This window comes from uncultured Roseobacter sp. (genome assembly GCF_947501835.1).
GTDB lineage: Bacteria > Pseudomonadota > Alphaproteobacteria > Rhodobacterales > Rhodobacteraceae > Roseobacter.
Map to the genome: position 1 here is coordinate 146849 of NZ_CANMXR010000002.1, position 14416 is coordinate 161264.

At 58.5% G+C, this 14416-nt stretch carries 11 protein-coding genes; 6 read left to right on the plus strand and 5 right to left on the minus strand.

Translation table 11 applies throughout. The features are described from left to right. Positions 1 to 15 precede the first annotated feature (15 nt). A complete protein-coding gene (locus Q1A20_RS04575) occupies positions 16 to 846 on the minus strand; it encodes a VPLPA-CTERM sorting domain-containing protein (RefSeq protein WP_299401584.1) in 831 nt (276 codons plus the stop codon). A 366-nt stretch (positions 847 to 1212) separates the two neighbouring features. Continuing rightward, positions 1213 to 1815 carry an alpha-ketoglutarate-dependent dioxygenase AlkB gene (locus Q1A20_RS04580; protein WP_299401581.1) on the minus strand — a complete coding sequence of 201 codons (603 nt, stop codon included), beginning with the start codon at positions 1813 to 1815 and terminating at the stop codon, positions 1213 to 1215. 211 nt (positions 1816 to 2026) lie between these two features. Here Q1A20_RS04580 and dnaK point away from each other — a divergent pair, with 211 nt between their 5' ends. The 3 genes from dnaK to radC all read left to right on the plus strand — a co-directional run bounded on the left by dnaK (position 2027) and on the right by radC (position 6111). Next, complete coding sequence (gene dnaK / locus Q1A20_RS04585; protein WP_299916141.1) at positions 2027 to 3937, plus strand: molecular chaperone DnaK; 1911 nt, start codon at positions 2027 to 2029, stop codon at positions 3935 to 3937. 77 nt (positions 3938 to 4014) lie between these two features. Further along, a complete protein-coding gene (gene dnaJ, locus Q1A20_RS04590) occupies positions 4015 to 5169 on the plus strand; it encodes a molecular chaperone DnaJ (RefSeq protein ID WP_298968912.1) in 1155 nt (384 codons plus the stop codon). Between the two features lie 180 nt (positions 5170 to 5349). Continuing rightward, entirely contained in the window at positions 5350 to 6111 is a 762-nt protein-coding gene (gene radC, locus Q1A20_RS04595; RefSeq protein WP_299916144.1) for a DNA repair protein RadC, read from the plus strand. A gap of 89 nt (positions 6112 to 6200) precedes the next feature. Here radC and Q1A20_RS04600 read toward each other — a convergent pair whose 3' ends face one another. From Q1A20_RS04600 to secA, 3 genes are all read right to left on the minus strand, one after another. Then, the gene (locus tag Q1A20_RS04600) at positions 6201 to 7760 is read right to left on the minus strand and encodes a phosphate ABC transporter substrate-binding/OmpA family protein (protein WP_299401577.1); all 1560 of its coding nucleotides are present in this window, start codon (positions 7758 to 7760) and stop codon (positions 6201 to 6203) included. A 22-nt stretch (positions 7761 to 7782) separates the two neighbouring features. Continuing rightward, positions 7783 to 8811, minus strand: coding sequence for a hypothetical protein (locus Q1A20_RS04605; protein ID WP_299501583.1), 1029 nt, complete (start codon positions 8809 to 8811; stop codon positions 7783 to 7785). 108 nt (positions 8812 to 8919) lie between these two features. After that, positions 8920 to 11625 (minus strand): preprotein translocase subunit SecA, encoded by a 2706-nt coding sequence (secA, locus tag Q1A20_RS04610; RefSeq protein ID WP_299401573.1) that lies wholly within the window; start codon positions 11623 to 11625, stop codon positions 8920 to 8922. A gap of 173 nt (positions 11626 to 11798) precedes the next feature. Between secA and Q1A20_RS04615 the strand changes: the two genes are divergently transcribed. The 3 genes from Q1A20_RS04615 to Q1A20_RS04625 are packed head-to-tail and all read left to right on the plus strand — an operon-like array spanning position 11799 to position 14298. Continuing rightward, entirely contained in the window at positions 11799 to 12662 is an 864-nt protein-coding gene (locus tag Q1A20_RS04615; protein ID WP_299401570.1) for a peptidylprolyl isomerase, read from the plus strand. A gap of 5 nt (positions 12663 to 12667) precedes the next feature. After that, the gene (gene argJ, locus Q1A20_RS04620) at positions 12668 to 13894 is read left to right on the plus strand and encodes a bifunctional glutamate N-acetyltransferase/amino-acid acetyltransferase ArgJ (RefSeq protein WP_299401567.1); all 1227 of its coding nucleotides are present in this window, start codon (positions 12668 to 12670) and stop codon (positions 13892 to 13894) included. Between the two features lie 5 nt (positions 13895 to 13899). Beyond that, complete coding sequence (locus Q1A20_RS04625; RefSeq protein WP_298968897.1) at positions 13900 to 14298, plus strand: (deoxy)nucleoside triphosphate pyrophosphohydrolase; 399 nt, start codon at positions 13900 to 13902, stop codon at positions 14296 to 14298. Positions 14299 to 14416: the final 118 nt, after the last annotated feature.

Below are 14416 nucleotides of genomic sequence, written 5' to 3' on the forward strand. Positions count from 1 at the left end.
CATCCGCTTTTTGACTTAGGAGGAGACGCTGGCCGGACGCCGCCGACGGAAGGCGGCGAGACCTGCAATCGATGTCAGACCAAATAGCAGACCCGCAGGAAGCGGCACCGGTGCCAGATCAACCGGGATCGGCTCGCCATAAAGAAAGTCGTCCATCACTGGCTCATCGTCGAAATCGATCAGGCCCGTTCCAACCGAAACCCGCGCGACCACCGCTTCATCGAACACAACACCCAGAAAGGAGAGGTTGGTCAAACCGCTCGGCGGGGCGCTTTCCTCGGCAAGCAATTCGCCATCAATGCCGTAATAGGACAGAATGACCTGGTCGACTTCCTCAAGGCCGGTGAACACGGCGCCGAACCCGCGCGTCAAGGCTTGCGTCGTCTGGTCCAGCGGATCAAAGAACAGGATGTCAAAGGTCGAGCCATCTTTCGGCCGGAAAATACGTTCCGGGCTGAAGAAGCTGTATTCATCAGGTTCATCAAAGAGCGTCGGCACGCCCGATGCCGACGATGCCGACACCTCGAACCCTTCCGTATCGCCGGTCTCTTTGAACTCAATCCCCCGGGCGCGGCCCGGCACATCGCCGTTGAAGAAGTCACCGGGGAAATCATTGGGATCGGCAAGACTGTCCGGGACACCGTCCCAATTGATCTCGCGCCGACCTTCCGGGTCCTCATTGGTCGGCGTAAACGAATTCAGTGTCGAAAACTGATCCCGGAAGCCATCGACGCTGTCTTGAATGTCTTCCGCGCCGGGACCCGCATCCGAAAAAACGATCGGGGCCGCAAATCCGGGGCCGCCGGCCAAAGCCAGCACCAAAAGAAGGGGTGAAAGTGAACGCATGCTAATTCTACCTCTTGTCAAAATGAACATTGTGGTCCGGACAAACGAAGCAGATGCACGTCAAAAGCTTTTTTTGCGCAGCTGAATCGGTTGCCCGTCACCCGCGCAAGTTTCCACCCCTACCGTTGTAGCCAGCGTTGTAATCAGCGTTGTAATACCGTGGTATTTGCCGCGGTGGCGGTTTCTTGCGACCGGAGAGCCACAGGCTTTTTTTGTCGCACTTGCAACGATGGTGCTGTCATCGCCGGGATATGGCTGAGTGGCTTTCAGCGCAGGATTTTGGCAGGGCAGTCCGGCGCACGGCATCTATCGTATCCAAGCTAGGTGACCAGCCCTTGCGACAAATTCCTGTCTGAGATGAATGCACTATGTCACCACCCGCAGTGTCAAGTTGATCCGCCCGCCCTTGGACAGCAAAGTGCTGGACCTGAACCTGATCCGATCCACGCCGTGATGCGACAGCCGCGCGGTGCCGCTCATCACCACCACATCACCCGATTGCAGCCAGATCGATTGCGTCTTGCCGCCCCGTGCCGGCCCGCCCATGCGAAACAGCCCGTCATCCCCCAAAGAGACCGAGACGACGGGCCAGTCAAAGCTGGCTTCATCTTTGTCCTGATGCAGCCCCATGCGCGCACCTTCGCCGTAGTAGTTGATCAGACAACACTCCGGCATGCGCGACAGCCCGGTCAGATCGCGCCAGATGTCCAAAACCACCTCGGGAATCGCAGGCCAGGGCGTGCCTTGCGGGTGCAACGGCGCATAACGATATCCCTTGCGGTCGGTGATCCAGCCATAGTCCCCCGCCGCCGTCATCCGCACGGACATCGGCTTGCCACGGGGCGTGACCGGCGAGACAAAAGGGGCCGCACGCACAATCTCACGCAGCTCTGCCAGCAGGTGCTTTTGCGCCGCTCCCGAAAGGTAGGATTTATGGATGTCAAACTCAGAAACCCTCAAATGTGCCATTAACCCTCCGGGATGGTCAAAATTGCGCAGAAATTGCCACAAGAATCCTCTGCAGCGGGGTCCGTAAAGGTTGCAGCGCCCCAAGCCCCTCCTTATATACCCTCCGAACCGCATGGAGCGACCCGCTTCATGTGTATTGAGATCGGGGCAGCGGCGCCATAACGGGCCAATCGCTCCGTGTCATCGCCTTGAGTAAATGAGGGATCTAAACATGGCCAAAGTCATTGGTATCGACCTGGGAACCACCAACAGCTGCATTTCCATCATGGACGGCAGCCAACCCCGTGTAATTGAAAACGCCGAAGGCGCGCGGACGACACCGTCCATCGTCGCCTTCACGGATGATGAGCGCCTCGTGGGTCAGCCCGCGAAACGGCAAGCCGTCACCAACCCCGAAAACACCATCTTCGGCGTCAAGCGCCTGATCGGCCGTCGGTTTGACGACGCGGATCTGGCCAAGGACAAGAAGAACATGCCGTTCAACGTCATCGACGGCGGCAACGGCGACGCCTGGGTCGAAGCCAAGGATGAGAAGTATTCGCCCAGCCAGATCTCCGCTTTCATCCTCGGCAAGATGAAAGAGACCGCTGAGTCCTATCTCGGCGAAGACGTGACCCAGGCGGTCATCACCGTGCCTGCCTATTTCAACGACGCTCAGCGTCAGGCCACCAAAGACGCCGGTAAAATCGCCGGTCTGGAAGTGCTGCGCATCATCAACGAGCCGACAGCTGCAGCACTTGCCTACGGTCTCGACAAGGAAAATACCCAGACCATCGCGGTCTATGACCTTGGCGGCGGTACCTTCGACGTGACCATTCTGGAAATCGACGATGGCCTCTTTGAAGTGAAATCCACCAACGGCGACACATTCCTCGGCGGTGAAGATTTCGACATGCGCATCGTGAACTACCTCGCGGATGAGTTCAAAAAAGAGCATCAGGTTGACCTGACCCAGGACAAGATGGCCCTGCAGCGTCTGAAAGAAGCGGCCGAGAAGGCCAAGATCGAACTATCGAGCGCCAGCCAGACAGAGATCAACCAGCCCTTCATCTCCATGGGTGCCACCGGCCAGCCGTTGCACATGGTCATGAAGCTGACCCGCTCCAAGCTGGAAAGCTTGGTGAACGACCTGATCAAAAACTCGATCAAACCCTGCCAGGCCGCACTGAAGGACGCAGGTCTGTCGCCCTCCGACATCGACGAGGTTGTGCTTGTTGGTGGTATGACCCGCATGCCGAAAGTGGTCGAGGAAGTGACCAAGTTCTTCGGCAAGGAGCCGCATAAAGGGGTGAACCCCGATGAGGTTGTGGCCATGGGTGCCGCGATCCAGGCCGGTGTTCTGCAAGGCGACGTCAAGGATGTGGTCCTGCTCGATGTGACCCCACTCTCGCTGGGCATTGAAACATTAGGCGGTGTCTTCACCCGTCTGATCGACCGCAACACCACGATCCCAACGAAAAAGTCGCAAATCTTCTCTACGGCTGAAGACAACCAGAATGCTGTGACGATCCGCGTGTTCCAGGGCGAGCGCGAGATGGCGTCGGACAACAAGATCCTCGGCGCCTTCAACCTCGAAAACATTCCGCCCGCCCCGCGCGGCATGCCGCAGATCGAAGTGACTTTCGACATTGACGCCAACGGCATCGTGTCCGTCGGCGCCATGGACAAAGGCACTGGCAAGGAACAGAAAATCACGATCCAAGCCTCTGGTGGCCTCTCTGACGAGGACATCGAAAAAATGGTCAAGGACGCCGAAGAAAATGCCGAGGCCGATAAGGAGCGCCGCGAGCTGATCGAGGCGAAAAACCAGGCGGAGAGCCTCATCCACTCGACCGAGAAGTCGGTTGAGGAGCATTCCGACAAGGTTGACCCAACCACGGTTGAAGCCATTGAGCTTGCGATCGCAGCGCTCAAGGATGAGCTGGAAACTGAAAATGCCGACAAGATCAAATCCGGCATCCAGAACGTGACAGAAGCCGCCATGAAACTGGGCGAAGCCATCTACAAGGCGGCGCAGGAAGAGGGTGAAGAAACGCCCGAAGCTGCCGATGAGCCCCGCGGTGACGATGATGACATCGTCGATGCCGAGTTCGAAGACCTCGACGACGACAAGCGCGCGTAAGTTGCGCGATACCCGGAACCACTGCATAGGCCGACCCCCGGGTCGGCCTCTCACGTTCCAGTAAGGGGACTACTCGAATGGCAAAACGTGACTACTACGACGTGCTTGGGGTCGCCAAAGGCGCGTCCGCGGATGAAATCAAAAAGGGCTATCGCACCAAGGCGAAAGAACTGCATCCGGACCGCAACAAGGACAACCCACAGGCAGAGGCCCAGTTCAAGGAAGCCAATGAAGCCTACGAAGTTCTGAAAGACGCGGACAAGAAGGCAGCCTATGACCGCTATGGCCACGCGGCCTTCGAAGGCGGTATGGGCGGCGGTGGACGTCCGGGCGGCGGTTTTGGCGGCGGTCAGGGTGATTTTTCGTCCGCCTTTTCGGATGTCTTTGACGACCTCTTCGGTGACTTCATGGGTGGCCAACGCGGCGGAGGCGGCGGACGCCGTGCCGCGCGCGGTTCCGATCTGCGCTACAACCTGCGCGTCACCCTCGAAGAAGCCTTCTCCGGCCTGCAAAAAACCATCAATGTGCCGACCTCCATCGGATGCGACGCCTGCAATGGCTCCGGTGCCGAGGGCGGTGCGGAACCCACCTCCTGTCCGACCTGTTCCGGCATGGGTAAAGTCCGCGCACAGCAGGGTTTTTTCACGGTCGAACGCACCTGCCCAACCTGTTCGGGTCTGGGTCAGATCATCAAAAACCCCTGTAAATCCTGTCAGGGCGCTGGCCGGGTCGAGAAAGATCGCGCACTGAGCGTGAACATCCCCGCAGGTGTTGAAACCGGAACACGGATCAGGCTCGCCGGCGAAGGCGAAGCGGGCATGCGCGGTGGACCCTCCGGCGATCTCTACATCTTCATCGATGTGGCAGAGCACGATTTGTTCCAGCGTGATGGTGGCAGCCTTTTCTGCCGCGTGCCGGTTTCCATGGCCAAGGCGGCGCTGGGGGGCTCCATCGAAGTGCCCACCATCGACGGTGGCCGCGGGCGCGTGCAGATCCCCGCGGGCAGCCAATCTGGCCGCCAAATGCGGTTGCGCGGCAAAGGCATGCCCGCTCTGCGTGGTGCTGGCGCGGGTGACATGTTCATCGAGTTGGCGGTTGAGACACCGGTAAACCTGACCTCTCGGCAGAAGGAATTGCTGGCCGAATTCGAGGACCTGTCGGAGAACAACAACCCTGAAACCTCCAGTTTCTTTTCCTCGGTGAAAAACTTCTGGGATTCGATGAAGGGATAAGCGCACTAGGATGGCGGCGTCGCACCGGTTCAGTCTATCAAACCACAAAGACCGGGTGTTTCACCCGGTCTTTTCTATTTGCTGGGCACGGTAGCGACCCATCAACGAGGCCATTCGAAAAAATTGGCTTTTAGCGCTTCGATTAACCGTTCAGAAACTATGATCCGACACCTTTGGAGCATGACGAGAGACTCCAGCACCTTTGCGGAATCACCGCTGCCCTTCCTGTTGGACGAGGCTGAACCCCGGCCCCTGGCCAGCGGCAAAACGCCCTCTTACATCAGCGATCACAGGCAGCGATTGCGCAGCCGGTTCATGCAAGGCGGGGCCGCTGCCCTGCCGGATTATGAAATGCTGGAGCTGGTTCTCTTTCGCGCCATCCCGCGCCGCGATGTCAAACCTCTGGCATATGATCTGATGAAGCGGTTTGGTGATTTCAATCGGGTCATCACCGCACCACCGGAACGTCTGCGCGATGTATCAGGCGTGGGTGATGCTGTCGTCACGGAGCTAAAGATCGTCGAGGCCGCGGCGCAGCGTATGGCCCGGGCGCGGGTGATCGAACAGAACGTGCTCAGCAGTTGGGATGCTTTGCTGGATTACTGCCACACCACCATGGCGCATCGCGAAACCGAGCAATTCCGCGTGCTGTTTCTCGACCGGAAAAACGTGGTGATTGTGGACGAAGAGCAAGCCAAGGGCACGGTGGATCATGTGCCGGTCTATCCGCGCGAAATTGCCAAACGGGCGCTTGAGCTTAACGCAAGTGCGCTGATACTTGTGCATAATCATCCCTCTGGTGACCCCACGCCGTCCCAGGCTGATATCGCCATGACGGACCAGATCAACAACGCCTGCCAGGCCTTGGGATTGACGCTGCACGATCACCTGATCATCGGCAAATCACGCGAAATCAGCTTTCGCAGCGAAGGATTTCTTTAGCGCCATTGGAATGAATGAGGGCCTAAGAGACCCATTTTTCGCATTCAGCAAAGCGAGATCCGTTTCGCGCCACGTTGAAAATAATGACGCTATCGCACCCATACTTCGACACGGCGGTTCGCCTGTCGGCCCCAAGCGCTGTTGTCACAGGCCATTGGCATCGCCTCGCCAAATGCATCAATCTCTAGCGCGACACGCTCCAGATCTGCGGTTTCGGCCGCTTCCATGACCGCACGACGTACCGCATCTGCGCGTCTTAATGCGATGCCCTTGTTGGTCTCTGCAGGTCCGTCGCCGTCACTAAACCCCACAAACAAGAGCCGTCGCGCGTCATAACGCCCCTGCTCCAATGCGCGCGCCAGCTGTTGAATGTTTGAGCGCGATTGCGCATCCAGACGGATGGAGCCTGTCTCGAAACGGAACGAGGTTGTCAGCCGTTTCATGGGCACCAAGGTGGAGGTCATCCGTTGCAATTCGCGCAGACCAACCTCTGGCCCTGCTGCCGCAATGGCATTTGCCAGCCGATTGCCCTGCTCATCCACCGGCACTTCCTCAGGCGCCTGATCAACAAATCCGGCCCGCCGGATCACGATCTGAGCGGTCGGACCACGGGTGAACGCCAAGAATTCCCGCGCAACCTTTGGCAGCCGTCGCGCGGGCAAATAGACAAACATCGGTGCCGTGAGCGGGTAATCTTCTGTCTTGATGGATCGACGGTTGGCCCGCAGGGACCGCCCACATTGCCCGGTCAGCGTCAGAGCTTCGGCATTGCCAACCTCGGCAAAACTCGCCACGCCCAGTGCAAAGGCATCCGCCGCCACCGCCTGTGCAAGCTCGGCGCCCCGGTCGTGTCGTTTGATGTTGGGCGACATTTGCAGACCCGCAGGGGCAATGATCTCATCCACAATGGCCTGCCCGAGACCCGTTTCCGGTTGCGGCGCATGCAAGGTAATCGGCGCATTCGGACCGCCGAGATCGGACCAATTGGTGATGAGACCGGCATAGACCCGCGCAAGGTCCACTGGCGAAATATCCCGCACGGGATTGTTCGGCGCCACAACCGGCACAACCGCATCAAGTGCCAAAACGCGGCTGCGATTGTCCCCCGTCATGTCACCCATGCCCGCTTCTTCCGCGCGCAATTGTTCGTCAGGTCGGATTTCGCGCAGCGCCATCACCATGTCCGCCTCATTCGCCAGCAGGTCGGCGAACCCTTCGTTCGTGTTGGTCACCCGGAAGTAAAAGACAGCGGCGCGCTTGCCCGTTTGATCGTCCGTTAACGTGTAGTTGAAGTGGGTTTTATCTTCGACCTGCCGTGTGGCGGTGTAGTCGTTGCGCAGCGCAAACCCCTCGATCAGGGCGGGCATCAGGACCGCCCCCATCGTGGCCGATCCGGAAATATAGAGCTCCGCAACATAATCTGCCAAATTGGGACATCCCGGGCCATCACACAGCACACCCGACCCATCAACCGTCAATTCGCCATAGATCGTCTCGATCCGGTAGAATTCACCATCAAAGCCGAGCAGCGTACCCGTCAACTCCACACGACCGTCGCGGGACGTCAGGGTCACATCCTGAGCCCATGCCGGCTGCCATGAGATAAAAAGGAAAAGTGCAGCGTAGGTCGCTGCACGTCTCATGTTCATTTTTTGTGGCCTCATCGCAGATTTAGTTGGCTGCGACTTTCAGGTCTGGGAGCGGATTATTCAACACCAGAAAGTTCCCCACCGCATGACAGCCAGGTATCGCGAGGGATACCGACTGTGCCTGCGTGGTCCTGCCGCCGACAACGCCAAGCGCTTGTGCCTTCACTTCCCGACCGCAGTTGGCGGGGGTAACCTCGGCTTCGATACTGATCTCCACCGCGCCAGTGGTTTCCGTCATCGCTGAGGGGTAGGTGTAGACCTCGGCCATTTTGGCAAGCGGCGCAGCGCTGTCGCCGTGTCGGCTCAAAAAGCCGCCGTTGCCATCCATAACGGCGGTAACATCGCGTGCCGCACCAGCCCAAACGTGCCCACTGTCACCGTAGCTGGCGCCGAATTCCCGCGCATGCAGCTGAACCCTGTCCCGGCCCTGCCATTGCACAACGATACGCTCATAAAGCGCGATACTGGGCACCTCCGCATGGGCGGTCACCGTATTGCCGTTGAGGAAGGTCAGGGCAAACTTGGCGTGATCTTCCAGGGCGGGCACGGCGATATCCAGACCACCGCTGGCTGAGGTCGTTTCGGTAAATTCAAGCCCGTTGTGACGTACCGTGACACGCTCGTTTTGCAAACAGGGTGCCGTCAGGCTCAGTTTCACCATCGCAGCCGCATGAGGCATTGTCGAAAGCATAATCGGGCAGACGTCGACGGGCTGCACTTCCGGAGCGGTGGGCGCGATCAGACTGCTGACCGGACCCACCCGTGTGAGTGTCGGTTCTGCAAAAACCGGAATGACGTGTGGCGCTTCTACTTCAGCAGAAGTCAGGGTAATCGAGCGCACATCCAGGGTCTGGTCATCATCGTGAAGCAATGGATCGGCCAGCTTCAACGCGTCCACCGACAGCGTGCTTTGCACCTTCAACTCTTCGACAATGACAGGTGCCGATCCGTATCGTAATTCGGCAACTTCCCCATTCTGCATCACGAAGCCTATGCCAACGGCGCACGCAAGCGTGCCAACGGCCGTAGCTACTTCTTTTTTATGCGACATACCTTTGATCCCTCTCCGCCAGTCGGAATACAAAGGTTAATGATGTGTAAACACGGCTGAGTTGTGACCGTGCCGGGGAGTCATTCGGGCAAGAAGAAGGCAAATACCCTAGATAAGGCGCCCGTGGCAGTGCTTGAATTTCTTACCGGAACCGCAGGGGCACTCCTCGTTTCTGCCCGGATTTCCCCATGTGGAGGGGTCATCCTCGACAAAACCCTCTGCCGCGCCGGCACCTGCTACAACCGCTGCGCCCGCCGTAGCCCCTGCTGCAGCTGCCTGTGCTGCGGCTTGCTGGGCTCGCATCTGGTCAAGCATCGCTTGCTGCTCTTCTTCGGTCAGCGGGCGGATCTGGGAAAGCTTCTGCGTCACATCTTCTCGCAGGCTATCGAGCATGCGCTCAAACAGCTGAAAGGATTCGTTCTTGTATTCATTCAGCGGGTCGCGCTGCGCATATCCGCGGAAACCAACAACAGATCGCAAATGTTCCAGCGTCAGCAGGTGTTCGCGCCACTTCGTATCGATGGCCTGCAACAACAGTTGTTTTTCAATGTTGCGCATGTTTTCCGAGCCGAACTGCGCCGCCTTATCCTTCATATAGGTGTCAGTGGCTTCGATCAGACGGTCACGAATCGCGTCGTCGTCAACACCCTCTTCCTCGACCCAATCCGTCACCGGCACATCAACGCCGAGATGTTCTTTTGCGGCCTCATAGAGACCTTCCGCATCCCATTGATCCGCATAGGTGTTGGGCGGCAGGAACTGGTCGATGAAATCGTCAATGACCTGATGGCGCATGTCCTGCGTGATCTCGCTGAGATCGGCGGCTTCCATGATGTCACGGCGCTGGGTAAAGATTACTTTACGCTGCTCGTTCATCACGTCGTCAAACTTCAAAAGCTGCTTGCGGATGTCGAAGTTGCGGCCTTCGACCTTGGCCTGCGCCCGCTCCAGCGACTTGTTGACCCAGGGGTGAACGATGGCTTCGCCTTCTTTCAAACCCAGCGTTGTGAGTACTTTTTCGAGACGTTCCGACCCAAAAATACGCATCAAATCGTCTTCAAGGCTCAGATAAAACGAGGATCGACCCGGGTCACCCTGACGACCGGAACGCCCGCGCAGCTGGTTATCAATCCGGCGGCTTTCGTGGCGTTCGGACGCCAGAACATAGAGCCCGCCCGCCTCCAGCACCTTTTGCTTCTCACCTGCGTGTTCCGCCTCGACCTTCGCGCGCAGCGCTTCGGGATCCGCTTCGGGATCTTCGGCGATGGCGTTCATCACCTGCATGTCGACGTTGCCGCCAAGCTGAATATCCGTCCCGCGACCCGCCATGTTGGTCGCGATGGTCACAGCACCGAATTTCCCGGCATCCGCAACAATCTGCGCTTCCTGCTCGTGCTGGCGAGCGTTCAAAACATTGTGTTTGATCCCGGCGTCCGTCAGCATCTGGCTCAGCGCTTCGGATTTTTCAATCGACGTGGTGCCGACCAGAGCGGGCTGGCCCTTCTCATGGCTCGCCTTGATCTGTTCCAGCATCGCCCCGTATTTCTCGCGCACGGTGCGATAGACCTGATCATCCTCATCCACACGGGCGATGGGTTTGTTGGTCGGGATTTCCACGACCCCAAGGCCATAGATTTCCTGGAATTCCTCTGCCTCGGTCAGCGCGGTCCCGGTCATCCCGGCCAGTTTATCGTAGAGGCGGAAATAGTTCTGGAAGGTTACGGAGGCCAGCGTGACGTTTTCCGGCTTGATGGAGACATTCTCCTTGGCTTCAATCGCCTGATGCAGACCGTCTGACAGGCGCCGCCCGGCCATCATGCGGCCAGTGAATTCATCGATCAGCACGACGTCATCGTCGCGCACGATGTAATCCTTGTCGCGCTGGAACAGCTTATGCGCGCGCAGGCCCTGGTTCACGTGGTGCACAACCGTGGTGCTTTCCGGATCGTAAAGCGATTGCCCTTCTTCCAGCAGTTCACGCGACCGCAACAGCTCCTCCAGGAATTCGTTGCCCTCGTCGGTGAAGGTCACGTTGCGGGTCTTTTCGTCCAATTCGTAGTGGTCATCCTGCAACTCGGGGATCACAACATCGATGACCTTGTACATCTCGGAGCGGTCCTGTGACGGGCCCGAAATGATCAGCGGCGTGCGCGCCTCGTCGATCAGGATCGAATCGACCTCATCCACAATCGCAAAATTGTGCTGTTTCTGGAAAATCTGGCTAAGTTCGGACTTCATGTTGTCGCGCAGATAATCAAAGCCGAGCTCGTTGTTCGTCGCATAGGTGATGTCACTGGCATAGGCGTCGCGCTTGGCCTCTTCGGTCATGTCGGCATGGGCCACGCCGGTGGTCAACCCCAGCGCGCCAAAGACCTGACCCATCCAGCCCGCATCCCGTTTGGCGAGGTATTCGTTCACGGTGACGATGTGCACGCCCTTGCCGGTCAGCGCGTTTAGGTAGGCCGCAAAGGTCGCGGTCAGTGTTTTACCTTCGCCGGTCTTTTGCTCCGCAATATTGCCCTGATGCAGGAAAAGCGCGCCGATCAGCTGTGTATCGAAGGCACGCAAGCCCAAAGCGCGGCGCGCAGCTTCGCGACAATTGGCAAAGGCTTCGGGCAGCAGGTCATCAAGCGCCTCACCCTCCAGCGCGCGTTTGCGGAACGCTTCGGTTTTTTCCTTGATGCCGTCGTCGGAGAGCTTTTCGAATTCCGTCTCAAGCGCGTTGATCTTTTCGATCAGCGGGCGGGTCGCTTTGACTTTGCGGTCGTTTGGCGTGCCGAAGACCTTTTTTGCGATTGTTCCGATGCCCAGCATGCGTTCTCCAGCCGAAGTTTAGTCAATGGTGCCGATCTGCTTGCTCGTCCGCGGTGCAGCCCATAGATAGGATGTGAACGCAGCACCCTTGCCACGTCCATACGGCGATGTAAGGGTCACGCCAAACCGTGTCAATGTCGCGCCCCGCCGTGACGCATCCATAGGACCGATCCATGCAAAAACATCTCAGAATTATGGCCAGCGCTGCGTTTGTGGTGAGCATCGCCGCTCAAGGCTGGGCACAGGACCAGACCGAAGCCGAAGCGCCAACTGTTGATACGGTGGTTGCGACGGTGAACGGCGTTGAGATCACACTGGGCCATATGATCGCTGCCCGCGCAACGCTGCCGCAACAATACCAGCAATTGGAGGACAGTGTGCTCTATGACGGTATTCTGGAACAGCTGGTGCAGCAGAGCGCTCTGGCGCAGATGTTTGAAGGAGATTTGCCCGCACGTGTCACCAAATCGCTGGAGAACGAACGCCGCTCCTTGACCGCAGCAGAGGTCATCGAAAGCGTTCTGGCGGATGCCGTGACCGATGATGAGCTGCAGGCGCTTTATGACCGGCAGTATGGCGATATTGATCCCGCCGAAGAATATAACGCCTCCCACATTCTGGTTGAGACCGAGGAAGAGGCGCAGGCGATCAAGGAAGAGATCGATGGCGGTGCCGATTTTGGTACCACCGCACGTGAGAAATCGACCGGCCCCTCCGGTCCCAATGGCGGTGATCTGGGATGGTTCGGCGCGGGCATGATGGTGCCCAGTTTTGAGGCTGCGACCATTGCATTGGCCGTGGGCGAGGTATCCTCCCCGGTCCAAACTCAGTTCGGCTGGCACGTGATCAAGCTGAACGAGACCCGCAGCGCGGAAATTCCGACCCTGGACGATGTGCGCGAAGAACTGTCCAATGAAATTCGTCAGGGGGCCGCACAGGCCGCAATCGAGGATGCCACCGACAAGGCCGAGGTAAAGGTTCCGGCGGAGCTCGACCTTGATCCCGCGATCCTGAAGCAGACCGAACTTCTGGAATAATCCCAATGGCCGATATCACTGCTGTGTCGCCGCTGGCGCCCGACGCGTTCCCGGCGCTGCCGGTTGTGTCGGGCGTAAGTTTCGCGACCATCGCCGCGGGTGTGAAATACCAGGGCCGCGCCGACGTCATGCTGGCAAAGCTCATTCCCGGCACGACCATCGCCGGGGTTTTCACCACCTCGGCCACAAGGTCTGCACCGGTGTTGGATTGTCAGGCGAAACTGGGGGGTCCGTCCGATGCGGGTGCGGCCATCCTGGTGAATTCCGGCAATTCGAATGCCTTCACCGGGCGCAACGGCACCGCAGCCGTTGAAGCGATCACCGCCGCCACGGCAGCGGCCTGCGATCTGCCCGTGGACCGGGTGTTCACCGCCTCTACCGGGGTGATCGGCGAACCGCTGCCGTTTGAGAAAATCACCGCGCATCTTCAATCCCTGGCCGGGACGCTCGACGCAGATTCCATTGAACCTGCCGCACAAGCGATCATGACAACGGATACCTTCGCCAAAGGCGCTGGTGAGACGCTTACCATCGGGGGCCGTACGGTCACAATCGCCGGCATCGCCAAGGGGTCGGGTATGATTGCGCCGGACATGGCGACGATGCTGGTCTATATCTTCACCGACGCGGTGATCTCGCAGGCCGACCTGCAGGCGCTGGTATCGAGCCACAATGCGACGTCCTTCAACTGCATCACGGTCGACAGTGACACATCTACGTCAGATACGCTTCTGGTCGCGGCAACCGGCGCGTCCGGCGTGGACGTCAGCGGCGATCAGACATTCGCGGATGCACTCTACCGCGTAATGCTGGACCTGGCCCATCAGGTGGTACGCGATGGCGAAGGCGCGACCAAATTTGTGGAGATCGAGGTCACCGGCGCCGCCAGTAATGCAGATGCAAGGACACATGGCCTGTCGATTGCGAACTCCCCCCTGGTGAAAACGGCCATTGCGGGCGAGGATCCAAATTGGGGCCGTGTCGTCATGGCCGTGGGGAAATCCGGCGCTGCCGCGGACCGCGATCAGCTTTCCATCCGGTTTGGCGATGTGACCGTCGCCGAAAAAGGCTGGGTCGCTGCTGGATACGATGAAGCGAAAGCGGCCGCACACATGAAAGGCCAGGACCTCTTCATCGGGGTCGACATCGGGTTGGGCGCGGGCCACGCCACCGTCTGGACCTGTGATCTCACCCACGGCTACATCAGCATCAACGCTGATTACCGGTCCTGAGCCTCATGAAAGTCATTCTTGTATCCGCCGTTGCATTGATCGATGTAGACGGTCGCGTATTGTTGGCGCAAAGACCGGCGGGCAAATCAATGGCCGGTCTCTGGGAATTTCCGGGCGGCAAGGTTGAGCCGGGCGAAACACCCGAGGTCGCGCTGATCCGCGAACTGGAAGAAGAACTTGGCATCAATACCTGGGAATCCTGTCTGGCACCGCTGACTTTTGCGAGCCACAGTTACGACGATTTCCATTTGCTCATGCCGCTCTTTGCCTGTCGAAAATGGGAGGGCACGCCGGTCTCTCGTGAAAATCAAACGCTGAAATGGGTGCGCCCGCAGGCCTTGAAAGACTACCCCATGCCTGCTGCAGATATCCCATTAATTCCAGTTTTACGGGATTGGTTGTGACCGACTCATGGTAAAGGCGAGGCCATCTGCGGAAATTCGCCTATCAGGCGAATAGGCAAATTTTGTTTATGGTAATTTAACCATTCTAAGGTAACGATTTGTTAGTCATGATCCTGGG

Coding starts and splice junctions, on each gene's coding strand:
- Q1A20_RS04575 (WP_299401584.1), bottom strand. CDS start 846: ATGCGTTCACTTTCACCCCTTCTTTTGGTGCTGGCTTTGGCCGGCGGC.
- Q1A20_RS04580 (WP_299401581.1), bottom strand. CDS start 1,815: ATGGCACATTTGAGGGTTTCTGAGTTTGACATCCATAAATCCTACCTT.
- dnaK (WP_299916141.1), top strand. CDS start 2,027: ATGGCCAAAGTCATTGGTATCGACCTGGGAACCACCAACAGCTGCATT.
- dnaJ (WP_298968912.1), top strand. CDS start 4,015: ATGGCAAAACGTGACTACTACGACGTGCTTGGGGTCGCCAAAGGCGCG.
- radC (WP_299916144.1), top strand. CDS start 5,350: ATGACGAGAGACTCCAGCACCTTTGCGGAATCACCGCTGCCCTTCCTG.
- Q1A20_RS04600 (WP_299401577.1), bottom strand. CDS start 7,760: ATGAACATGAGACGTGCAGCGACCTACGCTGCACTTTTCCTTTTTATC.
- Q1A20_RS04605 (WP_299501583.1), bottom strand. CDS start 8,811: ATGTCGCATAAAAAAGAAGTAGCTACGGCCGTTGGCACGCTTGCGTGC.
- secA (WP_299401573.1), bottom strand. CDS start 11,625: ATGCTGGGCATCGGAACAATCGCAAAAAAGGTCTTCGGCACGCCAAAC.
- Q1A20_RS04615 (WP_299401570.1), top strand. CDS start 11,799: ATGCAAAAACATCTCAGAATTATGGCCAGCGCTGCGTTTGTGGTGAGC.
- argJ (WP_299401567.1), top strand. CDS start 12,668: ATGGCCGATATCACTGCTGTGTCGCCGCTGGCGCCCGACGCGTTCCCG.
- Q1A20_RS04625 (WP_298968897.1), top strand. CDS start 13,900: ATGAAAGTCATTCTTGTATCCGCCGTTGCATTGATCGATGTAGACGGT.